Origin of the sequence: Caulobacter sp. NIBR1757, assembly GCF_027912495.1 — a bacterium.
GTDB lineage: Bacteria > Pseudomonadota > Alphaproteobacteria > Caulobacterales > Caulobacteraceae > Caulobacter.
The window spans coordinates 4359594-4386400 of record NZ_CP115463.1 but is presented as its reverse complement, the minus strand read 5'-3'; the positions used below and the strand labels follow the sequence as shown (position 1 = coordinate 4386400).

The 26807-nt window shown below is 68.8% G+C and carries 19 protein-coding genes; 11 read left to right on the top strand and 8 right to left on the bottom strand.

Going from position 1 to position 26807, the window contains the following annotated elements; all coding sequences use genetic code 11:
- Nucleotides 1-21: 21 nt before the first annotated feature.
- On the bottom strand, nt 22-573 hold the full coding sequence (locus O5I81_RS20990; protein ID WP_271066813.1) for a sigma-70 family RNA polymerase sigma factor: 552 nt from the start codon (nt 571-573) through the stop codon (nt 22-24).
- 154 nt (nt 574-727) lie between these two features.
- Here O5I81_RS20990 and phaZ point away from each other — a divergent pair, with 154 nt between their 5' ends.
- A complete protein-coding gene (gene phaZ, locus O5I81_RS20985) occupies nt 728-1987 on the top strand; it encodes a polyhydroxyalkanoate depolymerase (RefSeq protein ID WP_271066812.1) in 1260 nt (419 codons plus the stop codon).
- A gap of 74 nt (nt 1988-2061) precedes the next feature.
- Nucleotides 2062-2787, top strand: coding sequence for a SprT family zinc-dependent metalloprotease (locus tag O5I81_RS20980; RefSeq protein ID WP_271066811.1), 726 nt, complete (start codon nt 2062-2064; stop codon nt 2785-2787).
- Nucleotides 2788-3009: 222 nt separating this feature from the next.
- Here O5I81_RS20980 and O5I81_RS20975 read toward each other — a convergent pair whose 3' ends face one another.
- On the bottom strand, nt 3010-3618 hold the full coding sequence (locus O5I81_RS20975; RefSeq protein WP_271066810.1) for a thiamine phosphate synthase: 609 nt from the start codon (nt 3616-3618) through the stop codon (nt 3010-3012).
- Here O5I81_RS20975 and O5I81_RS20970 point away from each other — a divergent pair.
- Nucleotides 3612-4277: a YggS family pyridoxal phosphate-dependent enzyme gene (locus O5I81_RS20970; protein ID WP_271066809.1), complete on the top strand. Its 666-nt coding sequence runs from the start codon at nt 3612-3614 to the stop codon at nt 4275-4277. The genes O5I81_RS20975 and O5I81_RS20970 overlap by 7 nt on opposite strands.
- Before the next feature lie 183 nt (nt 4278-4460).
- Here O5I81_RS20970 and O5I81_RS20965 read toward each other — a convergent pair whose 3' ends face one another.
- The 3 genes from O5I81_RS20965 to O5I81_RS20955 all read right to left on the bottom strand — a co-directional run bounded on the left by O5I81_RS20965 (nt 4461) and on the right by O5I81_RS20955 (nt 10386).
- Complete coding sequence (locus O5I81_RS20965) at nt 4461-8078, bottom strand: M1 family aminopeptidase (RefSeq protein WP_271066808.1); 3618 nt, start codon at nt 8076-8078, stop codon at nt 4461-4463.
- 15 nt (nt 8079-8093) lie between these two features.
- Nucleotides 8094-8969 carry an ABC transporter ATP-binding protein gene (locus tag O5I81_RS20960; protein WP_271066807.1) on the bottom strand — a complete coding sequence of 292 codons (876 nt, stop codon included), beginning with the start codon at nt 8967-8969 and terminating at the stop codon, nt 8094-8096.
- A 124-nt stretch (nt 8970-9093) separates the two neighbouring features.
- A complete protein-coding gene (locus tag O5I81_RS20955; RefSeq protein ID WP_271066806.1) occupies nt 9094-10386 on the bottom strand; it encodes a cation:proton antiporter in 1293 nt (430 codons plus the stop codon).
- Nucleotides 10387-10480: 94 nt separating this feature from the next.
- Between O5I81_RS20955 and O5I81_RS20950 the strand changes: the two genes are divergently transcribed.
- From O5I81_RS20950 to O5I81_RS20940, 3 genes are all read left to right on the top strand, one after another.
- Complete coding sequence (locus O5I81_RS20950; protein ID WP_271066805.1) at nt 10481-11575, top strand: GNAT family N-acetyltransferase; 1095 nt, start codon at nt 10481-10483, stop codon at nt 11573-11575.
- A 30-nt stretch (nt 11576-11605) separates the two neighbouring features.
- Nucleotides 11606-12808 (top strand): threonine ammonia-lyase, encoded by a 1203-nt coding sequence (locus O5I81_RS20945; protein ID WP_271066804.1) that lies wholly within the window; start codon nt 11606-11608, stop codon nt 12806-12808.
- A 226-nt stretch (nt 12809-13034) separates the two neighbouring features.
- Nucleotides 13035-13529: an FKBP-type peptidyl-prolyl cis-trans isomerase gene (locus tag O5I81_RS20940; protein ID WP_271066803.1), complete on the top strand. Its 495-nt coding sequence runs from the start codon at nt 13035-13037 to the stop codon at nt 13527-13529.
- On the opposite strand, the gene purU is transcribed toward O5I81_RS20940, so the two are convergent.
- Nucleotides 13526-14368 (bottom strand): formyltetrahydrofolate deformylase, encoded by an 843-nt coding sequence (purU, locus tag O5I81_RS20935; RefSeq protein ID WP_271069069.1) that lies wholly within the window; start codon nt 14366-14368, stop codon nt 13526-13528. The genes O5I81_RS20940 and purU overlap by 4 nt on opposite strands.
- Nucleotides 14369-14460: 92 nt before the next feature.
- Between purU and argE the strand changes: the two genes are divergently transcribed.
- Nucleotides 14461-15639 (top strand): acetylornithine deacetylase, encoded by a 1179-nt coding sequence (argE, locus tag O5I81_RS20930; RefSeq protein WP_271066802.1) that lies wholly within the window; start codon nt 14461-14463, stop codon nt 15637-15639.
- Nucleotides 15640-15776: 137 nt separating this feature from the next.
- Here argE and O5I81_RS20925 read toward each other — a convergent pair whose 3' ends face one another.
- A complete protein-coding gene (locus O5I81_RS20925) occupies nt 15777-16580 on the bottom strand; it encodes an undecaprenyl-diphosphate phosphatase (RefSeq protein ID WP_271066801.1) in 804 nt (267 codons plus the stop codon).
- A gap of 271 nt (nt 16581-16851) precedes the next feature.
- Between O5I81_RS20925 and O5I81_RS20920 the strand changes: the two genes are divergently transcribed.
- The 3 genes from O5I81_RS20920 (at nt 16852) to O5I81_RS20910 (ending at nt 24161) form a co-directional block, all read left to right on the top strand.
- On the top strand, nt 16852-18291 hold the full coding sequence (locus O5I81_RS20920; RefSeq protein ID WP_271066800.1) for an NAD(P)-dependent oxidoreductase: 1440 nt from the start codon (nt 16852-16854) through the stop codon (nt 18289-18291).
- A gap of 5 nt (nt 18292-18296) precedes the next feature.
- Entirely contained in the window at nt 18297-22838 is a 4542-nt protein-coding gene (gene gltB / locus O5I81_RS20915; RefSeq protein WP_271066799.1) for a glutamate synthase large subunit, read from the top strand.
- 162 nt (nt 22839-23000) lie between these two features.
- The gene (locus O5I81_RS20910; protein ID WP_271066798.1) at nt 23001-24161 is read left to right on the top strand and encodes an aspartyl/asparaginyl beta-hydroxylase domain-containing protein; all 1161 of its coding nucleotides are present in this window, start codon (nt 23001-23003) and stop codon (nt 24159-24161) included.
- 228 nt (nt 24162-24389) lie between these two features.
- On the opposite strand, the gene O5I81_RS20905 is transcribed toward O5I81_RS20910, so the two are convergent.
- On the bottom strand, nt 24390-25538 hold the full coding sequence (locus tag O5I81_RS20905; RefSeq protein WP_271066797.1) for a citrate synthase: 1149 nt from the start codon (nt 25536-25538) through the stop codon (nt 24390-24392).
- Between the two features lie 83 nt (nt 25539-25621).
- On the opposite strand from O5I81_RS20905, the gene O5I81_RS20900 reads away from it, so the two are divergent.
- Entirely contained in the window at nt 25622-26707 is a 1086-nt protein-coding gene (locus O5I81_RS20900) for a citrate synthase/methylcitrate synthase (protein WP_271066796.1), read from the top strand.
- Nucleotides 26708-26807: the final 100 nt, after the last annotated feature.

The following is a 26807-nucleotide window of genomic DNA, read 5'->3' as shown; positions in this document are numbered from 1 at the left end:
GGAAACGGCGAGTGTGACAGGTCATGCCGGTTCCTCCAGCACGGCCCGCAGCTTGCCGAAGGCCAGTCTTAGCCTCGACTTTACCGTCCCCAGGGCCAGTCCGGTCGCCTCGGCGATCTCGCTGTGACTCAAGTCGTCGTAGAAGGCGCGGCGAACCAGGTCGCGTTGTTCTTCGGGAAGAGTCTTCAGGGCGGCGGCGATGCGGCGTTGTTGCTGTCCGGCGTCCAGCTCCTCGTGCGGCCCGGCCATCGGCGGCGGCTGCAGGGCCGGCTCGTCGGCGTCCAATTCGGCGGTGCGGTCGCGGCGGTAGATGTCGATTCGGCGGTTACGGGCGATGCGGAAGATCCAGGTCGAAACCGACGCCCGCCTGGCGTCGAAGCTGGCCGCCTTGCGCCAGACGGTGACCAGGACTTCCTGGGCCAGCTCTTCAGCCCGGGCCTGGTCGAGGCCGAGCCGGGCCAGATAGCCCTTCACCCGGGGGGCGTAGTGGTCGAACAGCTGCCGGAAGGCGGCGCGGTCGCCGCGTTCGGCGATCGCCAGGATCAGCACCGCATAGGGGTCACTCCCCGCCATGGCACGACTGTCCCGCAACGCCCTTGTAGCTCCCTTTCCGATCGGGGCAGCATAGACCACTGGTCGGCCAAATGGGCAACCGCGGGGAGCCATTTGCCGCTGGACTTCGTTAAGTGATCGCGTGTTATGCTGCGCCGCAACAAAGGTCGGACATATGCTCTACACCCTGCAGGAAGCCACCTACTACGCCTCCACGCCGATGCGCTTCGCGGCGCGGGCGGCCCGGGACTTCTGGTCCTCTCCGCTGAACCCGGCCCGGGATTCGGCGCTGGGGCGCAACCTGTATGCGGCCGCCGACCTCTACGCCAACGTCACCCGGCGCTACGGCAAGCCCGAGTGGGGCATCAAGACCACCGAGGTCAACGGCCACACCGTCAAGGTGCGCGAGACCGTGGTCTGGGAAAGCCCCTGGTGCCGCCTGATCCAGTTCGACCGCGACATGGGCGACATGCGCCGGGCCGGCAAGATGCAGCTGGACCCCGCCGTCCTGCTGGTCGCGCCGCTGTCGGGCCACTACGCCACCTTGCTGCGCGGCACGGTCGAGGCGCTGATCCCGCACCATGCCGTCTTCGTCACCGACTGGGTCAACGCCCGCGACGTGCCGATGATGGAGGGGCGCTTCGACTTCCACGACTATATCGACCACGTCCGCGAGATGCTCGGCGTGATGGGGGCGCGGGCCCACGTCATCGCCGTCTGCCAGCCCGGCCCGCCGGTTCTCGCGGCCGCCGCCCTGATGGCCGCCGACAAGGATCCCAACCGGCCTCGCAGCATGACCTTCATGGGCTCGCCCATCGACGCGCGCCTGTCGCCGACGGTGACCAACCAGCTGGCCGAGCAGCGGCCCTTCGCCTGGTTCCAGTCGAACATGATCTACACCGTGCCGCCGCCCCATCCGGGGGCCCTTAGGCGCGTCTATCCGGGCTTCGTGCAGCTGGCCTCGTTCATGTCGATGAACCTGGAAAAGCACCAGGACGCCCACAAGCGCTACTTCGACCACCTGGTGATCGGCGACGACGACGGCGCTGACAAGCACCGGGTGTTCTACGACGAGTACCTGTCGGTGCTCGACCTGACCGAGGAATTCTACCTGCAGACGGTCGAGATCGTCTTCCAGAAGTACCTGCTGCCCAAGGGCGAACTGACCCATCGCGGCAAGAAGGTCGATCTGACCGCCATCACCGACATCGCCCTGATGACGGTCGAGGGCGAGCTGGACGACATCTCCGGCGTCGGCCAGACCCAGGCGGCGCACGGCCTGACGCCGAACATCCCCGAGGACATGAAGGAGCTCTACGTCCAGCCGGGCGTCGGCCACTACGGGGTGTTCAACGGTCGCCGGTTCAATGAGGAAATCCAGCCGCGGGTGGCGAAGTTCATCCGCCGCGTGGATCCCGACTTCCCCGACACTTGAGGCCCGCCTGACGTTTCAGGACCGCAACAAAATGATCGTTTTCCGCACCCGCGATACGGGGTAGTCGGAAGACGATGAGTTTGTTCAAGCCGCCCGCCTACAGCCACGGCGACCGCCTCGAGGCGGCCGGCCATGTGATGCGGCTGAGCGTCAACCCTCGGGCTCGCCGCATCTCCCTGCGGGTGGACCGCACCCGGCGCGAGGTGATCGCCACCGCCCCGACCGCCAAGCGCCTGGGCGAGGCCGTCGCTTTCGCCCGCGAGCGGGTCGGCTGGATCGAGGCCCAGCTGGCCGACCTGCCCGAAGCGCGGGTCGTCGCGCCGGGGATGGTCGTCGAGCTGTTCGGCCGGCCGTTCCGGCTGGAGACCAGGACCGGCCGGGCGAAGATCGACCTGGAGGCCGGGATTATCGCGGCGCCGGACGACGCCGCCTTCGGCGACCGGGTCATGCGGCTAATCAAGGCCGAGGCCAAACGCAAATTCACCCAGATGACGGCCGGCTATGCCGCCCAGCTTCGGGTCTCGACGCCGAGCGTCAGCGTCGTCGACGCCAAGGCCCGCTGGGGCAGCTGCACCCCCGCCCGGATCGCGAAGCCGGCCTCGATCCGCTACAGCTGGCGCCTGGCCCTGGCTCCGTTCGCGGTGGCCGACTATGTCGCCGCCCATGAGTGCGCCCACCTGATCGAGGCCAACCATGGGCCGAGGTTCTGGGCCCTGGTCTATGAGCTGTTCGGCGATCCCGCACCGCACCGCAACTGGCTGCGGGCGCATGGCGCGGGACTGCACGCCTTCGGGCGCTAGGGCTTATCGAAGCGGCCTGCCGATTATACAGGCGCGGCGGCGGCATATCCGCAAAAATATAACATGTTCAAATAGTTATGGTGGCCCGCACGGGGGTGTCTGGCGGGCTTTCGGTGGTGAACCGGTGGCGAACCGGTGGGGCGGGAAGTGGGGCGGTTGGGGGCCCGGTGGGGCCCCGGAGGGGCCTCCCGGCGCCGGGACCGTTTTGGGTGCTCTGGAATTCTACCCGGGCAAAAAGGCGTCGATACCGGCGAGGCCGGCGGCGCCGCTGTCTGCCAGCAGGAGGGCGGTCTGCGTGGTGACGCCGCCGAGGGCGTAGACCGGGGCAGAGGCGGCGGCGACGAGGGCGGTGAAGGCTTCGACGCCGAGGGGTTGGCCGGCCGAGGGGCTGCTGGAGGGGAAGACCGGGGAGACCAGCAGGGCGTCGGCGGGGACGGCGACGGCGGAGAGGCTGTGGGCGGCGGCGGTGAGGATCCAGGCCGGGCGGGCGGCGCGCAGGGCCGGCAGCTGATGGGCCAGGCGTTCAGGCAGATGGACGCCCTGGGCGCCGATGGCCTGGGCGAGGTCGGGGTCGGCGCCGGCCAGCAGGATCAGGCCGCGGCGGCGGGCGATGGCGGTCAGGCGGCGGCCTTGTTCGACGGCGTTGGCGGCGCCGAACGGGCGGTAGATGACGCCGACCTCAGGCGGCAGGGTTTCGAGGATGGCTTCGGGATCGGGGGTGCGATCCGGGTCGGTGAGGAACAGCAGGCGGGGCAGGGGCTTGGCAGGGACGCGGGCCGGGCGTAGGCGCTTGGCGGCCTCCAGTAGTCTTGCGAGTTCGCCCTGTGCCAACCGATCCCTCCATTGCCGACCGCCGCGCCGCGATCCTGGACCGTATCGCCCGGGCGGCGACAGAGGCGGGGCGGGCGGCGTCGGACGTCACCCTTGTGGCCGTCTCCAAGCTGCAGCCGCAAGAGAAGATCGCCGCCATACTGGATGCCGGCCAGCGGGTGTTCGGCGAAAACCGGGTGCAGGAGGCGGCCGGCCGCTGGGCAGGGGAGAACCGGCGCGAGGGGCTGGAGCTGCGGCTGATCGGGCCGCTGCAGAGCAACAAGGCGGCCGAGGCGGTGGCGCTGTTCGACGTCATCGAGACCGTGGACCGGGAGAAGATCGCCGGGGCGCTGGCCGAGGCGATGGCCAAGTCGGGGCGGACGCCGCGGCTCTATGTGCAGGTCAATACCGGGGAGGAGCCCCAGAAGGCGGGCGTGGCGCCGGCGGCGGCGGACGCCTTCATCGCCCGGTGCCGGGATCTGGGCCTGAGCATCGAGGGGCTGATGTGCATTCCGCCGGAGCGCGAACCGGCGGGGCTGCATTTCGCGCTTCTGCGGAAGATCGCCGAGCGGAACGGGGTCGGGAAGCTGTCGATGGGGATGAGCGGGGATTTTGAAACGGCGGTACGGTTCGGCGCGACCAGCGTGCGCGTGGGCACGGCGCTGTTTGGGGGGCGGTAGGGCGCGTCCCTCCCCGAATTGGGGAGGGCAGACGCGCGTTGCGCGTCGGGTGGGGAAGTCGGCCACAGGCTCCAGGGCCTACAAATTCATCAGCGAGAAACCGGCAGGGGCGGTGACCCACTTCCCCACCCGGCCTTCGGCCTGCCCTCCCCAATTCGGGGAGGGAGGTGCAGCGATCCGCCCCTACGAGCCGATCTTGAACAGGTTGTCGTCGGAGTTGCGGTCGATGAGGATGTTGTAGGGATCGGCGCCGACCCAGACCGGTTTCTTGGCGACCGTATAGGTCAGGGTCTGTTTGCCGCCGCGGATGGGCTTGCGTTCGAGGACCAGGATGCTGGCCTTGCCGAAGCCCTTCTTGCCCGGCTGTTGGGTGAACACCCCGATGTCGAGCATCTCGTTCATCGGCGCGGCCGTCTCCTTGCCCTTGCCGTCGGCGTAGAGCTTCTTCGCATCCACCGTCAGCGTGACATCGAACCGGCCGTCCTTGCGGGCCTTCACCGTCGCGTCGGTCACCTTCACATCATAGAGGGTGATCTTCTCGAACAGGTCGGTGATCAGGGCCTGCTTGTCGGCGGGGGCGCGTTCGCGGAACAGCTTCACCAGGTCGGTCGAGATCGGATAGGGCGCGCCCTTGAAGGCGTGGTCCTTCAGGAACTGGGCAAGCGCGGCGTTGACGTTGTCCTCGCCGATCTCCTCGGCCAGCCGGTACATGACCAGCGATCCCTTGCGGTAGTGGATGTAGCCCTGGCTGCCCTCGACCCGCTCCAGAGGCTTCTCCTCCAGCGCCTGGCCGCCGCGGTCCCGCAGGTAGCTGTTGAGCTCATACTTGAGGAACTTGCGGATCTGGTCCTCACCATAGAGCTTCTTCATCACCCGCAGGGCGCTGTACTGGGCCAGGGTTTCGGAGGTCATGGTCATGCCCTCCTGGTCGGAGGCGACGACCTGGTGGGCCCACCACTGGTGGCCGATCTCGTGAGCCCCGACATAGGTGACCATGTCGACCTTCTCGGGGTCGCTGTAGTCGGCGATGAAGAACAGGTTCTCCGACCAGGGCATGGTGCCGGCGAAGGCCTGGGCGAAGTTGCCGTAGGCCGGGAACTCGATGAAGCGCAGGTGGTCGAACTGGTAGGGGCTGAAGTTGGCCTGGTAGTAGTCGAGCGAGGTCTTCATCGCCGTGAACATGCGGTCGATGTTGTAGGCGTGCTCGGGCTGGTAATAGATCTCCAGCTCGATGCCCTTGTAGGTCTGGCGCTTGATGGCGTAGCGCGCCGACTGGATCGAGAAGAAGGGCATGACCGGGGCGCTGGTCACGAAGTGAGCCTGGCGGCGCTTGCCGGTCGGGGTGCCGATGATCCGGTCGCTGATCCGGCGGCCGGGCGCGATCGGCGTCTGGTCGGCCTCGGTGGTGACGGTGATGTCCGAACTCATGAAGTCGGCGTCGTGGCGCAGGTAGTTGAACTGGCGTGAGGGGACGTCGCCCAGCTTGGCCACCGGCATGTCGGGGTTGAGCCCGTACTTGCGACGCTTGGCCCGGTCCTGCAGCCCGTCGCCCGGCCAGATGCCCAGCGCCGGGGCGAACTCCATGGAGTTGACGAAGGTGCCGTTGTCGACGACGCGGGTCTCGTTGCCGCTGTTCTTGAAGCCCTTCTGCGAGCGTTCGGTGATGAAGCTCATGGTCCGCTCCTCACCGGGCTTCATCGGCTTGTCGAGGGCGAAGATGCGGTAGTTGAACTTCGCCAGGGTTTCCTTCGGCCGGGCGCCCTCGATGCTGAGGCCCTGGACCTTGAGATCGCGGTCGAAGCGGACGTGGACTTCCTTGAGGTCCTCGGACGTCATGTTCTTGATGACGTAGGTGCCGGTGACCTTCAGGCTGGGCTGGTGGGGCCTCAGGTCGACATCCAGCTTCATCGACTGGATCTTCGGCTGGGGGACCCTGTCGAAGTGGCGCTGGTTGATCAGCGTCTTCTCATAGTCCGCCGTCCACGCCTCGTTGGCGTCGTTGGTGCGGTGTTCGTTCCAGACATTGGTGTTGACGTAGATCCAGCCGCCGATGGCGCCGGCGCCGAGCAGGACGGCGACGAACAGCACCCCTGCGCCGCTCATCAGCCGATGCGGCAGCCGGGCGATGCGCGGCCACAGGCGGGTCTCGGTCCCGCGCCGCCACAGGCCCCAGGTGAGGATGAGCAGCAGCAGGGCGACCAGCGACCAGTAGGTGCGCGCCGTCCAGGCGGCGATCCAGAATTTGCCGAGGCCGTTGATGTCCGACAGCGGCGTGCCGGGGTTGGCCCCGTAGTTGTAGAGGATGTGGTCGAAGCCGATGTTGCCGAGCGTGGCGCGGGCGATGATGAACAGCGCCATCAGGCCCCAGCCGACGAACTTGTGCGGGCTGAGCGCCTGGATGAAGACGGCCAGGGCGGCCATCAGGATCGAGGAGACGGCCTGGGGCAGGACGTACCAGACGATCCATTTGCCGATCTCGTAGTTGGTGTAGCCCTTGAAGGTCTGGATGGCGATGGCGGCCACGACGCTGACCAGCAGGGTCGCGATCAGCACCAGGGCGATGGCCAGGGTCTTGGGCGCGACAAAGGCCCAGTCCGGCACCGGCGAGGCGTCGATGATCTCATGGGTCTTCTTGTCGCGTTCGCGCCAGACCAGCTCGCCGGCGTAGTAGATGGCGATGATCTGCGGAATGATGGCGAAGCTGCCCATCAGGGCCGGGATCAGCACCCGGGTCAGCGGATGGATCACGCCGCCGTAGCCGGTCTCCTCGGTGGTGAACCACAGGCCGCCGACAGCATTGAACAGGCCGATGGCCAGCAGGACGGCGAAGGCCGGGCTGCCGAACACCTGGCCCATGTCGAGCCGGGTGCGGGTCATCAGCTGGGCCCAGGCGGCGCCCGCGCCGAAGGTCGGCCTGGGCAGCCGGGCCAGCGGGGCCGGCGGCGGCTCGGAAGCGGCGGCGGCGGCGGCGATCTTCAGCTGCTTGGCGCGCTTGCCGCTGGCCTTGCCCGGGGTGAAGCGGAACAGCAGCATCGGCAGGGCCAGGAACAGACCCGACAGCGCCAGCGAGAAGACGCGGTTCTGCAGCAGCAGGCCTTCGATGGCCGGGGTCAGGGTGTTGCGGTCGGCGACCGTCCAGTACTTGGTGGCCAGGCTCACCGCCCCGAAGCCCAGCGGCTCCCAGGCGGCGATCAGCTTTTCCCACTCGGGGCGGTCCAGCGCGATGGTGGCGACGGTCCAGATGACCAGGAAGGCGACGACGCCGACGTAGGTCCACATCAGCGAGCGGGTGATGGTCGCCAGGCTGAAGAAGATGGCGGCGGTCAGCAGGATGTTGGGCAGGGCCAGGACGAAGTAGCTGACCAGGAAGGGCTGCCAGGTCAGCGGGCCCAGGGTCTCGGGATCGACCCAGGGCATGTAGCTGCCGACCACGATGCCGAGCGGGATCGACAGGAAGGCCAGGGCGGAGGCCGCGAAGGCCCCGGAGAAACGGCCGTAGAGGTAGTCGAAGCGCTTGACCCGGGTCGAGCGCAGGATGCCGCCAAAGCCCGTCTCGTCATCGCGGACGATGACGTTGGCCACGAAGGCCGTGGAGACGAACATGAAGAAGATGGTCCAGATCATGTGGATCTGGGCGATGGCGAAGGGGGCGTTCTTGTGGGTGTTGCCCCCACCCCCGATGCTGATCTGGTCGACGACCACCGACCCGAAGGTCAGCAGGAAGAAGATGCCCGCCGCCACCCAGAACACCGGGTTCTTGAGCTGGTAGCGGAATTCGAAGCTGGCGATCTTGCCGAACATGCGGTCGGCCCTCTCTTAAGCGGCGCGAGAGGTGCGGAGGGTCGAGAAGTAGACGTCTTCCAGACCGCCCTCGACCGGGGTGAAGCCGTCGCCCGGATCGCTGTCGGCCTCGACGTGGATCACCGTGCGGCCGGTGAACAGCCGGGTGTGGATGACGCGGTAGCGGCCGCGATAGCCCTCCAGCTCGCTCTTCTCGATGGTCTTCTTCCAGATGCGGCCCTTGAGGCCGGCGACCAGGTCGAGCGGCGCGCCCTGTTTGACGATGCGGCCTTCGCAGATGATGGCCATGGCCGGGCAGAGGTCGGCGACGTCCTCGACGATGTGGGTCGAGAGGATGACCACGACGTTCTCGCCGATCTCGGCCAGCAGGTTGAGGAAACGGTTGCGCTCTTCCGGGTCGAGGCCGGCGGTCGGCTCATCGACGATGATCAGGGCCGGGTCGCCGATCAGGGCCTGGGCGATGCCGAAGCGCTGGCGCATGCCGCCGGAGAAGCCGGCCAGGGCCCGCTTGCGCACGGCCCAGAGGTTGGTCTGGTTGAGCAGGTATTCGACCGTTTCGCGGCGCTCCTTGCCGTTGGAGACGCCCTTGAGCACGGCCATGTGGTCGAGCATGTCGTAGGCCGAGACTCGGGGATAAACGCCGAAGTCCTGCGGCAGGTAGCCGAGCACCTTGCGCAGTTCCTCGGGGTCTTTCAGCACATCGATCTCGCCGAAGCGGACATGGCCCTCGGTCGGCGCCTGCAGGGTGGCGATGGTCCGCATCAGGGTCGACTTGCCGGCGCCGTTGGGGCCCAGCAGGCCGTACATGCCCTTGGGCACGATCAGGCTTACCTCATCCAACGCCTTGGCGCCGTTCGGATAGATGTGCGTCAGATTTTCGACGATCAGCATGGCTGCTCGAACCCCTTGAAGTCAGATCCTGTGCCGACCGTACTGTTGGCCGGGTACGCCCCCATCAGCAGTCATGCCGGGGGCGGCGGGCAGGGGCAAGTGAAACAACGGTAAGGGGCGAGGGTCATGGCGCGCTCGGCGCCGGCTCGTCTTCCTGATCCTTGTCGGGATCGACCCCCCGCTTCCGGTCCAGGCCGCGCATCACCGGGGTGACGGTCAGGCCGTGCAGCAGCACGGACGCCAGGACGATCAGGCCGACGATGGCCCAGAGGCGCTCGGCCCCGGCGATCGGCGCGTGGTTGAGGCCATAGGCCAGGTAGTAGAAGGACCCGACCCCGCGGATGCCGAAGAAGGCCAGGGTCAGCCGCTCGCTCCAGGTCGCCTTCAGGCCGATCATGCCGACCAGCCCGGACAGGGGCCGGACCACCACCAGCACCGCCAGGGCCAGGGCGATGTCGATCCAGGTCAGCGGGGCCAGCAGCCCGCTGACCAGCGCGCCCCCGAACAACAGCAGGACGACCATCATGGCGATGCGTTCCAGCTGTTCGGTGATGTCATGCATCTCCCGCTGGAACGCGTGCTGGCGATGGGCATGGCGCAGGGTCAGGGCGCTGATGAACACCGCCAGGAAGCCGTAGCCGTGCACCGCTTCGGTCAGGCCATAGGCCACCAGGGTGCAGGCGATGGCGATGAGCCCGTCGCCGGTCTTGGCCAGCGGGTTGCCCGGCACCCGGAAGGTCAGCCAGCCGAACAGTCGGCCGATCAGCCAGCCGGCGACCCCGCCGGCCAGCAGTTTCCAGAGCACATCGTAGCTCAGCCAGTCGACCAACCAGGGCTTGCCGGTCGTCGCCGCCAGGGCCAACGCCAGCCCGAGGTTGACGAAGGGAAAGGCCAGGCCGTCGTTGAGCCCCGCCTCGGACGTCAGGCCGAAGCGCACCTCGTCCTCTTCGCCGGTCCTTGGCGGGCCGACCTGAACGTCGGCGGCCAGCACCGGATCGGTCGGCGCCAGGCTGGCGGCGAGCAGGATGGCGGCCGCCAACGGCAGGCCGGCCCAGACCCCGAGCAGGGCGATGGCGGCGATCGACAGGGGCATGGTCACGGCCAGCAGCCGCCAGGTGATCCCCCAGCGTCGCCAGCCGACGATCCGGTCGATCTTCAGTCCCGCGCCCATCAGGGCGATGATCACGACAAATTCTGTCAGCCGCTCCGTCACCTCCGGATAGCGGACCGGCAAGGGCGCCAGGCCGACCTGAGGCAGGGAGAAGATGGCCGCCCCCAGGCCGATGCAGACAATGGGCAGGGACAGCGGCAGACGGCGCAGGGCCAGCGGCAGCCAGGCGACCAGGGCGATCAGCAAACCGCCGACCGCGAGGAGGACAATGTAGGGATCGGGGAGCAGGGATTGGGGCAGGGCCATCGGCCGCTAACGGCGGGGCGGCGATTTCGTTCGCCGCTGACGCTAAACCAAGCGGAAACGCTTCGGCTGTATTGATGATCGGCAGTTACCCCCCGTGAGTCGCCAGCCCGTGCAGATCGACATCGTCCGTCCCGAAGACCTGACCGCCGCCCAGGTGGACCGCTGGGCGGCGCTGCAGGCGGCGCAGCCGGGCTGGCACAGCCCCTTCCTGTCGCCCTGGTGGGCGCGGTCGGTGGCGCGGGCGCAGGGCGAGAAGGCCAACGTCAGGGTGGCGGTGCTCAAGGAGGGCGGCGAGGCCGTCGGCTTCATGGCCGCCAGGGTCGGGGCGATGACCGCCATGCCGGTCGGGGCGCCGATGTGCGACTATCAGGGCCTTGTCACGGCCCCGGGCGTGCGGGTCGATCCGGTCAGGCTGGTCGAGGCCATCGGGGTCGGGCGCCTCGACTTCTCCCATATGCTGGGCTGCCAGGCCGACTTCGCGCCGGCCTTCAAGGGCACGCAGCCGAGCTTCGCCATCGACATGCCGGACGGGTTCGAGGCCTACGCCGCCGAGCGCAAGGCGGCCGGGGTCGGCATCCACAAGGATTGCGACAAGAAGCGCCGCAAGCTGGAGCGCGAGGCCGGGGCCCCGGTGTTCACCGCCTTCTCGCGCGGCAAGGCCGACTTCGACCAGCTGATGGCCTGGAAGAGCCAGCAGTGGAAGGCGACCGGCCAGACCGACGTGCTGGCGGCCGGCTGGACCAGCCGCCTTGTCCGCGACCTGTTTCAGAGCCGCGATCCGGAATACGGCGGCATCCTCTTCACCCTGCATGTCGGGGAAAAGCTGGTGGCGGCGCAGTTCAACCTGCGGGCCCATGACACGATCAACAGCTGGCTGATCGGTCATGATCCGGAGTTCACGCGCTGGAGCCCGGGCATGATCCTGTTCCAGGACATCCTGCGCTGGATGGACACCACGCCCTACCGGCGGCTGGATCTCGGGGCCGGCGATTACCGCTTCAAGCGGGAGTTCTCGAACGTCATCACCCCGGTCAGCCACGGCTTTATCGGCGCCGCTTCCCCGGCCGCCCTGGTGCGCGGCGCGGCCTATGCCCTGCGCCAGGCGGCCGAGGCCCTGCCGCTGGGGCCGGTGTCGGAACTGCCGGGCAAGGCCATGCGGCGGCTTGACCTGATCCGTGGATTGCGGTGAAGCCTCCGGCTTCTCGGAAGCCGGACCTAAATGACCCTCCACATCGATGACATCCGCGCCGCCGCGGCCCGCCTGCAGGGCCATATCGAGCGCACGCCCTGCCGCTATTCCAAGACCCTGTCGGAGATTACCGGCGCCCAGGTGTGGGTGAAGTTCGAGAACCTGCAGTTCACCGCCGCCTACAAGGAGCGCGGGGCGCTCAACAAACTGATGCTGATGAGCGAGGCCGACAAGGCCAAGGGCGTCATCGCCGCCAGCGCCGGCAACCATGCCCAGGGGCTGGCCTACCACGCCACCCGGCTGGGTGTGCCCTCGACCATCGTCATGCCGCGCGGCACGCCGTTTGTGAAGGTCGAGCACACCCGCGCCCACGGGGCCAATGTGGTCATTGAGGGCGAGACCTACGACGACGCCTACGCCCACGCCATGAAGCTGAAGGACGAGCGGGGCCTGACCTTCGTGCATCCCTTCAACGACCTGGAAGTCATGGCCGGCCAGGGCACCATCGCCCTGGAGATGCTGGAGGACGTGCCGGATCTGGAGATCCTTCCCGTTCCGATCGGCGGCGGCGGACTGATCAGCGGCGTCGGGGTGGCGGCCAAGGCCATGAACCCGGACATCCGCATCATCGGCTGCGAGCCGGCGATGTATCCCAGCTTCACCAACAAGATGCGCGGCATGGCCGGCCACAGCGGCGGCCAGACCATCGCCGAGGGCATCGCCGTCAAGCAGGTCGGCGACATCACCTATTCGGTCGCCCGGCCGCTGGTCGAGGACGTGCTGCTGCTGGAAGAGCCCTTCATCGAGCGGGCGGTGGCCCTCTACTGCAATGTCGAGAAGACGGTGGCCGAGGGGGCCGGCGCGGCCTCGCTGGCGGCGCTGCTGGCTTATCCGGAGCGGTTCCGCGGCAGGAAGTGCGGCCTGATCCTCTGTGGTGGCAACATCGACACCCGCCTTTTGGCCAGCGTGCTGACCCGCGAGCTGGTGCGGGCCCAGCGGATCATCTCGCTGCGTATCGTCGGCGATGACCGTCCCGGTCTGCTGGCGACGGTGTCGCGGGTGATCGGCGAGATGGGCGGCAACATCATCGAGGTCGCCCACAACCGCCTGGCGCTCGACGTGCCGGCCAAGGGCGCGGAGTTCGACGTCATGATCGAGACCCGCGACGCGCAGCACACCCAGGAGATCATGGATGCCCTGCGCGAGAGCGGGTATCCGCCGCGGGTGGTCTGAGCCACACACACCGCTGTCATCCTTCGGTCGGCGAAGCCGATCCGGAGGACCCACCCGTCCGCCAGGCAGCTGGCGTTGGTAGGTTGGCGCTTCTGTTGTGCCATCCTTCAGACTCCAGGCGGTTCCGCCCTTGCCGTGGGTCCTCCGGATCGCCCCTTCGGGACGACCGAAGGATGACAGGGTTTGTGAAACCCGCTACTCGCCGCTGACCACCGTGAGATCATCCATGCGCTTCATCCCCGTCATCCTCGCCGCCATCGCGGCCCTGTCCCTGGCCAGTTGCGACAACGAGCGGCTGGCCCAGAAGAATGCGCTCGAGGGCGAGGCCTTCATGAAGGAGAACGCCACCAAGCCGGGCGTTCAGGTGCTGAAGGACGGCGTCCAGTACATCGTCGTGACCTCCGGCCCGGTCAGCGGGCTGAAGCCCAAGAAGGGCGATGAGCTGAAGGTCCACTACGAGGGCAAGCTGCTCAACGGCAACGTCTTCGACTCCAGCTTCGAGCGCGGGGCGCCGGCCATCATGCCGTTTGAGAACTTCATCCCCGCCTGGATGGAGGTGATCCCGAAGATGCGCCCGGGCGACGAGTGGATCGTCTACGTGCCGCCCGAGGAGGGCTACGGCAAGGACGGCTCGGGCAACATCCCGCCCAATTCCGTGCTGGTCTTCCGCATCCAGCTGCTGGGCGTGCTGCCGGCGCGGGGAAATTCGGTGCTTGGCTAGTCGGTAAACACCACTGTCTTGCGGCCGTTCAGCAGCACCCGGTCCTCCAGCCGCCAGCGCAGGGCCCGGGCCAGGACGCGGCGTTCGATGTCGCGGCCCTTGCGGACCAGGTCCTCGGGCGTGTCGCGGTGGCTGATGCGCTCGACGTCCTGCTCGATGATCGGGCCCTCGTCGAGGTCGCCGGTGACGTAGTGGGCCGACGCCCCGATCACCTTCACGCCCCGCGCATGGGCCTGATGGTAGGGTTTGGCGCCCTTGAAGCCCGGCAGGAAGCTGTGGTGGATGTTGATGCAGCGGCCCTCCAGCTTGGCCGCCAGACCATCCGACAGGATCTGCATGTAGCGGGCGAGCACGACGATGTCGGTGTTCGTCTCGCGGATCAGCGCCCAGAGCTGGGCCTCCTGTTCCAGCTTGGTGTCCTTGGCGACCGGCAGGTGATGGAAGGGCAGGCCCTTCAGGTCGACATGCTGGAAGGTTTCGGCGCCGTGGTTGGAGACCACGGCCGAGATCTCCATCGGCAGTTCGTCGATGCGCCAGCGGTACAGCAGGTCGGCCAGGCAGTGGTCGGTCTTGCTGGCCAGGATCATCACCCGGTAGCGCTGGGCCGGGTCGCGCAGGGTCCAGGTCATCGAGAACTCGGCGCCGATGGCGGTGAAGGCCTCGCGCAGGCCGTCGGCCGTGCCGCCGGCGGGGTCGAACACCACCCGCATGAAGAAGCGGCCGGTCTCGGCGTCGTCATACTGCTGGGCGTCGAGGATGTTGCAGTCGCGCCCGGCCAGGAAGGTCGAGACGGCGGCGACGATGCCCCGGCGGTCAGGGCAGGCGAGGGTGAGGATCAGGGACGGGGCGGTCATGTGGTCTGGCGCGTAACGGGGCGGTCGGGCTTGCGCAACCCAGTTCCCCTGAAGGCGGGATCGCATATGTAGGGGGCATGACTGTTTCCCCTGACGCCCTTCACGACCGCGCCGTCGGCATCCTGACCACCCTGGTCGGTTTCGACACCACCTCGCGCCGCTCCAACCTGGCGCTGATCGAATGGGTCGAGGCCTATCTCGCGGACCTCGGCGTCGAGAGCCGGCGGGTGAGCAACGCCGATGGCTCCAAGGCCAATCTGATGGCGCGCATCGGGCCGGCGGCGGCGGGCGGGGTGATCCTGTCGGGCCATACCGACGTGGTGCCGGTCGATGGCCAGCCCTGGTCGACTGACCCCTGGGTGCTGACCGAGAAGGACGGCAAGCTCTACGGACGGGGCAGCGCCGACATGAAGGGGTTCATCGCCCTGGCCCTGGCGGCCGTACCGGAGCTGGCGAAGGCGGATTTGAAGCGGCCGGCGTGGCTGGCGTTTTCCTATGACGAGGAGATCGGCTGTCTCGGCGCCCCGGCGATGATCGAGGCCCTCAGCCGCGAAGACCCGCCGCCGGCCTTGGCCGTGGTCGGCGAGCCGACCGGCATGGAGGTGGTCGGGGCCCACAAGGGCATCCTGTCCGCCAAGGTCACGGTGACGGGCCATGAGGCGCATTCCAGCCAGACGCATCTGGGCGTCTCGGCCAACATGGCGGCGCTGAAGCTGATGGGCGAGCTGACGGCGATGGCCGACCGGCTGATCGCTGACGCCGACCCGGCTTCCCCGTTCGAGCCGAAGCACGCGACCCTGACCATCGGCCTGATCCACGGCGGCACGGCGGTGAACATCCTGGCCCGCCAATGCAGCTTCAGCTTCGACCTGCGCAGCCCGCCCGACCAGGATCCGGCGGCGTTGCTGGCGCCGTTCTGGGAGCGGTGCGCGGCGATGGACGCCGAGCTGAAGGCGCGGTTCCCCGAGTGCGGGGTCGAGTGGGAGCTGTACAGCAACGTCCCGCCCTTGGCCCTGCAGCCGGGCGGACCGGCCGAGGCGCTGGCGCGGCGGTTGGCCGGCGACAACGGGCCGCTGCGGGCGGTGTCCTACGCGGCCGAAGCGGGGCAGTTCCAGCGCGGCGGGTTCCCGGTGGTCCTCTGCGGCCCGGGCTGGATCGACCAGGCGCACCAGCCGGACGAATGGATCGAGGTGGCGCAGCTGCGGCGCGGGGCGGGGTTCATGGTGCGGTTGGTGGAGGCGTTGTCGGCCCCATAACTGTCATCCCGGCCGGAGCGCGCAGCGCGGAGAGCCGGGACCCAGGGGCCACCTCCGCCATTGTTGGCGGTGGCGACAGCGGCGCTCCGGCCCACCTGGGTCCCGGGTCGGCCTACGGCCGCCCGGGATGACGGAATTTAGGTAAAGGCCAGCAACCCCAGCCCCACGACCCCCGCCAGGATGCGCCACCAGCCGAACGGGCTGAGGCCATGCTTGTCGATGAAGCCCAGCATCCACTTGATCACGACGAGGCCGCTGACGAACGAGACGACGAAGCCGATGGCGATCAGCATCACCCCGTCGGGGCGGGCAAAGATGGCCTCGCGGCTGTCGATGAAGTCGAGGGCGAAAGCGCCGACCATGGTCGGGATGGCCAGGAAGAAGCTGAACTCGGCCGCCGCCCGCCGCTCCATGCCCATCAGCACGCCGCCGACGATGGTGGCCCCCGAGCGCGAGACGCCGGGGATCATCGACAGGCACTGAAGCAGGCCGACGCCGAGGGCTGTGCGGAAGGGCGTCTGCATTGCGTCGGTGACCTTCGGCGTCGGGCGCCAGCGGTCGAGCAGGATCAGCACCACCCCGCCGGCGATCAGCGACCAGCAGACGATGGTCGGGTTGAACAGAACTTCCTTGATGAAGTCGTGCAGCAGAAGGCCAAGCACGACCGCCGGGATGAAGGCGATCAGCACGCTGAGGGCGAAGCGGCGATCCTCGGGCCTGGTGGGCAGGCCGATCAGCACGGCCCAGAGGCGCTGGAAGTAGAGGGCGATGACCGCGAGGATGGCGCCCAGCTGGATCATCACCACCAGGGTGTCCCAGAACCCCGGCTCCAGGCCCAGGGCCCGGCTGGTCAGCAGCAGATGGCCCGTGGAGGAGACCGGAATGAACTCGGTCAGGCCCTCGACGAGGCCGAGGATGATGGCGGACAACCAGTCGGGCATGCAGGTGGCCTCTAGGGGAAGAGGGCGCCTTGTCCCGTTCAATTCCGGCCTTGGCAAGACCGGGAAGACTACGGGGGCAAAATGCCGTCCGGAATTCAGTTGGTCTATTTTAGGGACCAAATATGATTGCTGCCCTGGTCCTTGGCGCCGCCAAACCGGGCATCACTTGAAATTCAGTCTACAAAATAGACCGTCGCATTCTTGTTGCCCAAACGAGCCCCTATGAGCCGTTCCACGCAATTTTCGACCCCGGAAACGGGTGGGGACTCTCATGGCCGAACGGATGTTGAAGTTCACGGTGATCGACCGCCGCACGCCGCCGAAGCGTGAGGCCGGCGCGCGCGACCGCGACTTCCAGGAAATCTACGCCGACTTCGTCGATGCCAAGGCGTCGGAGCAGGCCTCGCGCTGCTCGCAATGCGGCGTGCCCTTCTGTCAGACCCATTGCCCGCTGCACAACAACATCCCCGACTGGCTGCGGATGACCGCGACCGGACGGGTGCGCGAGGCCTATGAGCTGTCGCAGGCGACCAGCAGCATGCCCGAAATCTGTGGCCGCATCTGCCCGCAGGACCGCCTGTGCGAGGGCAATTGCGTCATCGAGCAGTCGGGGCACGGCACCGTCACCATCGGCGCGGTCGAACGCTATCTGTCCGACAGGGCCTGGGAAGAAGGCTGGGTCGCGCCCCTCGTGCAGGGCGCGCCGCGCGGCCAGTCGGTCGGCGTCGTCGGCGCCGGCCCGGCCGGGCTGTCCGCCGCCGAGCGCCTGTTCGAACTGGGCTATGACGTCACCGTCTATGACCGTTACGACCGGCCGGGCGGCCTGCTCGTCTATGGCATCCCCGGCTTCAAGCTGGAGAAGGACGTCGTCCAGCGCCGCACCGACCGCCTCGCCGACGGCGGCATCGTCTTCAGGCTGAACTTCGAGGTCGGCAGGGACGCCAGCCTCGAGGACCTGCGCCGCGAGCATGACGCCGTGCTACTGGCCACCGGCGTCTATGCCGCCAAGGACCTGCCGGTGCCCGGCGCCGGCTCGGGCGGCGTGGTCGCCGCCCTCGACTATCTGACAGCCTCCAACCGCAAGGGCTACGGCGACGCCGTGCCGGCCTTCGACAGCGGCGAGCTGGACGCCGAAGGCAAGAATGTCGTCGTCGTCGGCGGCGGCGACACGGCGATGGACTGCGTGCGCACCGCCATCCGCCAGGGCGCGGCCAGCGTCACCTGCCTCTACCGCCGCGACCGCGAGAACATGCCCGGCTCCCTGCGCGAAGTGACCAACGCCGAGGAAGAGGGCGTCGTCTTCGAATGGCTGGCCGGCCCCCGCGCCGTCACCGGAGACGCCGGCCAGGCCAGCGGCGTGCGCGCCGCCCGCATGCGCCTGGGTCCCGCCGACGCCTCCGGCCGCCAGAGCCCCGAGCCGATCGAGAACGGCGACTTCGAGATCAAGGCGGACCTGGTCATCAAGGCCCTCGGCTTCGATCCGGAAGACCTGCCGACGACCTTGGGCAGCCCCGACCTGGAGGTCAGCCGGGCCGGGACGGTGAAGATCAATCGCCGCTCCAAGGAAACGAACCTGCCGGGCGTCTACGCCGCCGGCGACATTGCCCGCGGCGCCTCGCTCGTCGTCTGGGCCATCCGCGACGGCTTCGACGCCGCCGCCTCGATCCACAAGCAGCTGTCGGCGACGCCGGCGCTGGTCGCCGCGGAGTAGAGATCATGTCCAACGTCCTCGACCTCTACCTCAAGAACCGCCAGCTGCTGATCGACGGCAACGCCTACGATCCCTCCATGGAACGCGACTCCTGCGGCGTCGGCCTGGTCTGCGCCATCGACGGCAAGCCGCGCCGCGAGATCGTCGACCTGGCGATCAAGGCCCTGAAGGCGGTCTGGCACCGGGGCGCCGTCGACGCCGACGGCAAGACCGGCGACGGGGCCGGCATCCTGCTGTCCGTTCCCCAGGCCTTCTTCGAGGAACAGGTGGCCGGCACCGGCCATGCCCTGCGGCCCGGCCCGATCGCCGTCGGCCAGGTCTTCCTGCCGCGCACGGATCTCGGCGCCCAGGAAGCCGCCCGGACCATCGTCGAAAGCGAGGCCTTGCGCTTCGGCTTCTATATCTACGGCTGGCGCCAGGTGCCGGTCGATACCTCGGTGATCGGCGAGAAGGCCAACGCCACCCGCCCCGAGATCGAGCAGATCATGCTGTCGCCGCCCCCCGGCCTCGAGGGCGAGGCGCTGGAGCGGGCCCTGTTCCTGGCCCGCAAGCGGATCGAGAAGCGCGTCGCCCAGGCGGCCATCCAGGACTTCTACCTCTGCAGCCTGTCGGCCCGGTCGCTGATCTACAAGGGCATGTTCCTGGCCGAGAGCATCGACGCCTTCTACCCTGACCTGCGCGACGAGCGGTTCGAGGCGGCGGTGGCCATCTTCCACCAGCGCTATTCGACCAACACCTTCCCGCAATGGCGCCTGGCCCAGCCGTTCCGCATGCTGGCCCACAATGGTGAGATCAACACCATCAAGGGCAACATCAACTGGATGAAGAGCCACGAGATCCGCATGGCCGCCCAGGCTTTCGGCGATCTCGGCGACGACATCAAGCCGGTGGTGCAGGCGGGCGGATCGGACAGCGCCGCCCTCGACAACACCTTCGAGGTGCTGGTCCGCGCCGGCCGCAGCGCCCCGATGGCCAAGGCCCTGCTGGTGCCGGAAGCCTGGAACGCCAAGTCCGACGAGCAGATGAAGCCCGAGCACAAGGCGCTCTATTCCTACTGCAACGCGGTCATGGAACCCTGGGACGGACCCGCCGCCCTGTGCGCCACCGACGGCCGCTGGGTGGTGGCCGGCAAGGACCGTAACGGCCTGCGCCCGCTGCGCGCCGCCCTGACCGACGATGGTCTGCTGATTGTCGGGTCCGAGGCCGGCATGTGTGGGGTGCCGGACGAGCGGATCAGCCGCAAGCTGACCATTCACCCGGGCCGGATGATCGCCATCGATCTGACCGAAGGGCGCATGTACGGCGAGGAGGAGATCGTCGACGAACTGGCCCAGCGGCATCCCTACAAGGACTGGCTGGCCAACATGGTCGATCTCGAAAAGGAGATCGGCCCCGGGCCGGAAGACCGCCTGTGCGCCGACCGCGAGGAACTGACCCGTCGCCAGACGGCGGCCGGCTATTCGCTCGAGGACCTGGAGATGGTGCTGGCTCCCATGGTCGAGGACGGCAAGGAGGCGATCGGCTCGATGGGCGACGACGCGCCGCTGGCCGTGCTCAGCGACAAGTACCGGCCGCTCAGCCACTTCTTCCGCCAGAACTTCAGCCAGGTGACCAACCCGCCGATCGACCCCTTGCGGGAGACGGGCGTCATGAGCCTGAAGACCCGGTTCAAGAACCTCGGCAACATCCTGGCCCAGGACGAGGCCCAGACCGACGTCTATGTGCTGGAAAGCCCGGTGCTGACCACCGGCATGTACGACCGCATCCTCGGCTACATCGCCGGCAAGAACCTGGCCGTCATCGACTGCACCATGCCGCTGCCGGCCCCCGAGGCGCGGGCCGGCGACGCCCTTCGCGCGAACCTCGACCGCATCAAGGCCGAGGCCGAAGACGCCGCCCTGCGCGGCTGCTCGACCATCGTCCTGACCGACACCGAAAGCGGCCCGACCCGCGTCGGCCTGCCGATGATCCTGGCCACCGCCGGGGTGCATGCCCACCTGGTGGCCAAGGGCCTGCGCTCCTACGTCTCGATCATCGTCCGCTCGGCCGAGTGCATGGACACCCACTACTTCGCCGTCCTGGTCGGGGTCGGGGCGACGGCGGTCAACGCCTGGCTCGCCCAGGAAAGCTTCCAGGATCGGCTGGAGCGCGGCCTGACCGGGGAGTTGAGCCTTCGCGACGTCTGCGTGAACTTCAAGACGGCCATCGAGCAGGGCCTGCTGAAGATCATCTCCAAGATGGGCATCGCGGTGATCTCCAGCTACCGCGGCGGCTACAACTTCGAGGCCATGGGCCTGTCGCGCTCGCTGGCGGCGGAGTTCTTCCCCGGCATGCCCAGCCGCATTTCCGGCATCGGCCTGGCCGGCATCGAGGCCAAGACGGTCGAGATCCACCGCCGCGCCTGGGCGCCGGCCGCCATCGCCCTGCCGGTCGGCGGCTTCTACAAGGCCCGCCGCTCGGGCGAGGCCCATGCCTTCGAAGCCCGGCTGATCCACACCCTTCAGGCCGCCTGCGACAGCGGCGACTACGAGGCCTACAAACGCTGGAGCGCCGGCCTGCACCGCCAGAAGGCCAGCCAGCCGCGCCACCTGCTCGACTTCCGCAAGGGCCGCACCCCCGTCGAGCTGGACGAGGTCGAGAGCGTCAACGAGATCCGCAAGCGCTTCCTGACCCCCGGCATGAGCCTGGGCGCCCTCAGCCCCGAGGCCCATGGCGTCCTCAACATCGCCATGAACCGCATCGGGGCCAAGTCCGTCTCCGGCGAGGGCGGCGAGGACCGGGCCCGCTACCGGCCGCTGCCCAACGGCGACAACCCCAACAGCGCCGTCAAGCAGATCGCCTCCGGCCGGTTCGGCGTCACCGCCGAATACCTGAACGAATGCCGCGAGATCGAGATCAAGGTCGCCCAGGGCGCCAAGCCCGGCGAGGGCGGCCAGCTGCCCGGCTTCAAGGTCACCGAACTGATCGCCAGGCTGCGCCACGCCACGCCCGGCGTCATGCTGATCAGTCCGCCGCCGCACCACGACATCTATTCGATCGAGGACCTGGCGCAGCTCATCTATGACCTCAAGCAGATCAACCCCGACGCCCGGGTGACGGTGAAGCTGGTTTCGATGACCGGCATCGGCGCCATCGCGGCCGGCGTGGCCAAGGCCAAGGCGGATGTCATCCTGATCGCCGGCAACGTCGGCGGCACGGGCGCCTCGCCCCAGACTTCGATCAAGTACGCCGGCTCGCCCTGGGAACTGGGACTTTCCGAGGCCAACCAGGTGCTGACCCTCAACAACCTGCGCCACCATGTGACCCTGCGCACCGACGGGGGCCTGCGCACCGGCCGCGACATCGTCATGGCGGCGATGCTGGGGGCCGAGGAGTTCGGCATCGGCACCGCCTCGCTGGTGGCCATGGGCTGCATCATGGTCCGCCAGTGCCATAGCAACACCTGCCCGGTCGGCGTCTGCACCCAGGACGATGCCCTGCGCCAGAAGTTCACCGGCACGCCGGAAAAGGTCATCAACCTCTTCACCTTCATCGCCGAGGAAGTTCGCGAGATCCTGTCGGACCTCGGTTTCCGCTCGCTGCTGGAAGTGGTCGGCCGCACCGACCTGCTGGCCCAGGTCAGCCGCGGCGGCGAACACCTCGACGACCTCGACTTGAACCCCCTGCTGGTTCGGGCCGACCCGGGCAGCAACCCGCCCTATTCGACGGTCAACGGCCGCAACCCCGTGCCCGACACCCTCGACGCCCAGATCGTCCGCGACGCTGCCCCGCTGCTGCAGCGCGGCGAGAAGATGCAGCTGACCTACACGGTGCGGAACACAGCCCGGGCCATCGGCGCGCGCATCTCAAGCCATATCGTGCGCAAGTTCGGGATGAGCGCCCTGCCGGCCGGCCACCTGACCGTCGAGCTGAAGGGCTCGGCCGGCCAGAGCCTCGGCGCCTTCGCCGTCAGAGGCCTGCGCATCGTGCTGACCGGCGAGGCCAACGACTATGTCGGCAAGGGCCTGTCGGGCGCCACCATCGTCATCAAGCCCTCGCGCCACCTGGTGGCGCCGGAGACCAACGTCATCCTCGGCAACACCGTCCTCTACGGCGCGACCAGCGGAAAGCTGTTCGCCGCCGGCCAGGCCGGCGAGCGGTTCGCGGTGCGCAACTCGGGCGCCACGACGGTGGTCGAGGGCGTCGGCACCAACGGCCTCGAATACATGACCGGCGGCACGGCGGTGATCCTCGGCCCCGTCGGCGAGAACTTCGCGGCCGGCATGACCGGCGGCATGGCCTTCGTCCTCGACCTGTCCGGCCGCTTCAAGGGCTGCGTCAATCCCGACAGCGTCGTCGTCCAGCGGCTGGCCTCGGCCCATTGGGAAGAGGTGCTGAAGAAGCTGGTCCGCGAGCACGCCCATGAGACCGGGTCGGCCTTCGCCGAAGGCCTGCTGCGCGACTGGGAGCGGACGCGTGGCCTGTTCTGGCAGGTCTGTCCCAAGGAAATGCTCGGCCGTATCGACCATCCGTTGGAGGCCGAGGAGGCCGCGCACGAACGGGCCTAGTCTCTGCTGGTAAAACGGGCAGTTCGCTGAGCGCGTTCAACTAATCGAACCCTGTTCTGCGACAAGCTGTCGCAGTATTACCGATTTGTCATCTTCGCTGTCGCTCGCCGTCGGTCGGCCAGATAACCCTTGCGCATGGGTGTGAGCGTTCAGGACGTTACGATGACGTCGGCGGGGGCCGATCTGGTCAATCAGGCGATGGCCGCCTTGCAGCGCCGCGACTCCGCGCGGGCGCTGACCCTGCTTGGCCAGGCCCGCGTCCAGGCCCCGGACGACCTCGAGATCCTGATGAACATCGCCCTGGCCCAGCGGGTCGGCGGCGACCTACGCGCCGCCATCGCCAGCCTCGACCGGGTGCTGATGGCCGACCCCTATCACTTCATGGCCATGCTCTCGAAGGCGGCCCTGGTCGAACAGGTCTCCGGGCCCAAGGCGGCGGCGCTGGTCTATCGCAACGTCCTGAAGATCGCCCCGCCCGAAAGCCATCTGCCGCCGGGCGTCGCCGCCCCGCTGGCCCGGGCCCGGACGGTCGTCGACCAGCATGCCGACAGTCTGGCCCAGCATCTCGACGCCCGTGTCGCCGAGGTTCGCGGCCGGCATGGCAACCAGAGCCTCGGCCGCTTCGACGAGGCGCTGCAGATCCTCAGCGGCCGCAAGCGGGCTTACGTCTCCGAGCCGGTCGACTTCCACTACCCGCAACTACCGGCCGTGCCCTTCTTCGACCGCGGCCTCTTCCCCTGGTTCCCGGAGCTGGAAGCGGCGACCGACATGATCCGGGGTGAGCTGGAGGGGGCGCTGGCCGCCGCCGACGCCGCCTTCGCCCCCTACATCGACTATCCGGCCGGCGCCCCGGTCAACCAGTGGGCGGAGCTCAACAGGTCGCGCCGCTGGCGGTCCCTGTGGCTGTGGCGCGACGGCGTGAGGCAGGACGCCGCCTGCAAGCAGTGTCCGAAGACGGCGGAGCTGCTCTCGCGCCTGCCCCTGTGCGACCAGCAGGGCTATGCCCCCACGGCCCTGTTCTCCGCCCTTGAGGCCAACACCCACATCCCGCCCCACACCGGCTCGACCAACGCCCGGCTGCTGGTCCACCTGCCGCTGATCCTGCCCGGACCAGCCCGGTTCCGGGTCGGCAACGACCTGCGCTCCTGGAAGATGGGCGAGGCCTGGGCCTTCGACGACACCATCGAGCACGAAGCCTGGAACGACGCCGACCAGCTCCGCGTGATCCTGATCTTCGACGTCTGGAACCCCCTGCTCAGCGAGGCCGAGCGCGAACTGGTGACGGCCATGATGCTGGCCAAACGGGACTTCTACGCGTCGTGAGGTCCAGCTCTCCGCCCTTGGGGCGGAGGACCGCTCTGGAGCGCCAGCGACAGAGCAGGAGGCGGGACTTCCACCAGCGGACGTGAAGGGCGAAAGCCGCCGCCGGTGTGTAAGGGAACACGCTAGTCCCCCACCGCCGGTGGGCCCGCCTCCTGCTTTCTCGCTTGAAGGCTCGAAAGCGGTCCTCCGCCCAGAGGGCGGAGAGCAATAATTGCGCCGCCAGTCGCCCTATACCCCCACCGCCGGCCCCACATACCGTGCCCGGGGCCGGATCAGCCGTCCCCCCGACCCCTCCTCGACCGCATGGGCGATCCACCCCGCCGAGCGGGCCACCGCGAACAGCAGGAAGGGCGCGTCCCGGGGAAGCCCGAGGGCCTCGGCCATGGCCACCAGGGCGAAGTCGATGTTGGCCCGCTCTCCGGTGCCGCTCTCCACGGCGCCCAGCAGCGCCGCCAGATCCTCCGTCGGCGGACAGGCCGTCAGCAGGGCTTCGGCGCGCGGATCGCCCTCCGGGTAGAGCGGGTGGCCAAAGCCGGGGGTCGGGGCGGCGCGCGCGAGACGCCCCTCGACCGTGGCGGCCGGGCCGATGCGGCGGGATTCCTCGAGCAGGTTCCAGACCCGGGCCGCCATGCCGCCGTGCAGGGGCCCGGACAGGGCGCAGAGACCGGCCAGCGCCGCCGCCGACAGCCCGGCCCCGGTCGAGGCCGCCACCCGGGCGGCGAAGGTCGAGGCGTTGAGCTCATGGTCGGCCAGCAGCACCAGGGCGCGGCGGATCGGGTCCGCCGCTGACGGTTGGCCCCAGGCGGCGGCCAGGCGCTGGTGGATCGGGCCGGTTCCCAGCCCGCCGCAGACCGCGTCGGCGACGAGGTCGAGCAGGCCGCCGCCCTCCAGCGCCAGGGCCAGCGGCGCCCGCCCCCGCGCCGGCGGCTCGGCCGCGGCCCGGGCGGCCAGGGCCGCGAACAGCCTGGCCTTGCCGTCATCCAAGGCGGGCGGAGCGGTGCGCTCGACGCTCTTGAGCACCGCGCCATGACCGCCGCGCAGCAGGCGCGCCACGGCCTCCAGGGTCTGGGTCTGCGCCAGCTCGGCGGCGTCCCGCCCCCGATACCAGAGGCGCCCCCCGGCGATGGTGGTGATGGCGCTGGCCAGCACCGGCTCGCCCCAGGCGATGGCGCTCTGGGCCACCGCCGAGGCCTTGCGGCCCCGAGCCCGCCGGTCGGTCAGGGCCCCGATGTCGGCGGCGCGGTAGAGGCTGCGGCGCGGATCGGCCGGATCGGGGCGGGCGTCGACCCGGCCTCGGCTGACATAGGCATAGAGGGTCTGCGACCGCACGCCGAGGCGCTGCAGGGCGGTCTCGCGGTCGATCCAGTCGGTTGACATTGATTATATTGATCAAGATTGACGTTGATCAACATTGGTCCGATTTCAGCCGCAAGACAAGGTGAAACGAGAGGAACAATGTCATGTCCGACGGTCTCGAAGACGTCGTCGCCGCCCGCACCGTGCTGTCCGATGTCGATGGCAAGGCCGGGCGCCTGGTCATCCGCGGCTGGACCCTGGACCAGCTGGCCGGGCGCACCCGCTATGAGGAAGTGGTGCGGCTGCTCTTCGACGGCTTCTTCGAGAACCTGCCCGAAGACCTGACCGCCGCCCTCGGCCGGGCCCGGGTGGAGGTGTTCAACGAGGTGCAGGCGGTCGATGACGGCCTGCTGGCGCTCGGCCCGGTCGAGGCCATGCGCGCCCTGACCGCCCGCCTCGCCGACGGCGACGACCTGGCCACCGCCCTGCGGCTGATCGCGGCCCCGGCGGTGTTCACCCCGGCCATCGTCCGGCTGCAGGCCGGCGACGCCCCCGTCGCCCCCGACCCGGCGCTCGGCCATGCCGCCGACATCCTGCGCATGCTGCACGGCAAGGCCCCGCCGGCCGGTCATCCCGAGGCCCTCGACGCCTATCTGGTCACCGTCTGCGATCACGGCCTCAACGCCTCGACCTTCGCGGCCCGGGTCGTCGCCTCGACCCGCGCCGGCCTGACCAGCGCCGTGCTGGCCGGCATCTCGGCGCTCAAGGGGCCGCTGCACGGCGGCGCGCCCGGGCCGGTCATCGAGATGCTCGACGCCATCGGCAAGCCGGAGAACGCCCGGCCCTGGATCGAGGCGGCGCTGGACCGGGGCGAGCGGCTGATGGGCTTCGGCCACCGGGTCTACCGGGTGCGCGATCCCCGCGCCGACGCGCTCAAGGGCGCGGTCCGCCGCCTGGCCGAGGAGTCGGGCCGCCTGCCCGGCCGCCTGGCCTTCGCCGAGGCGGTCGAGGCCGCCGCCCTGGCCATCCTCAAGGAACACCGGCCGAACCGGCCGCTGGACGTCAATGTCGAGTTCTTCACCGCCCTGCTGCTGGAAGCCCTGGCCTTCCCGCCGGCCACCTTCACCGGCGTCTTCGCCATGGGCCGCACCGCCGGCTGGCTGGCCCACGCCCGCGAACAACTGGCCGGCGGCCGCCTGATCCGCCCGCAGTCGGAGTATGTCGGGCCGACGCCGCGCATCGCGGCCTGATGGCAGTGTTGCGCCGGCAACCGCTACGGCGCCGCTTTTCCAAACGCCTGTCATCCCGGAAAGCGCGAAGCGCTTATCCGGGACCCAGGGGCTGCAACGC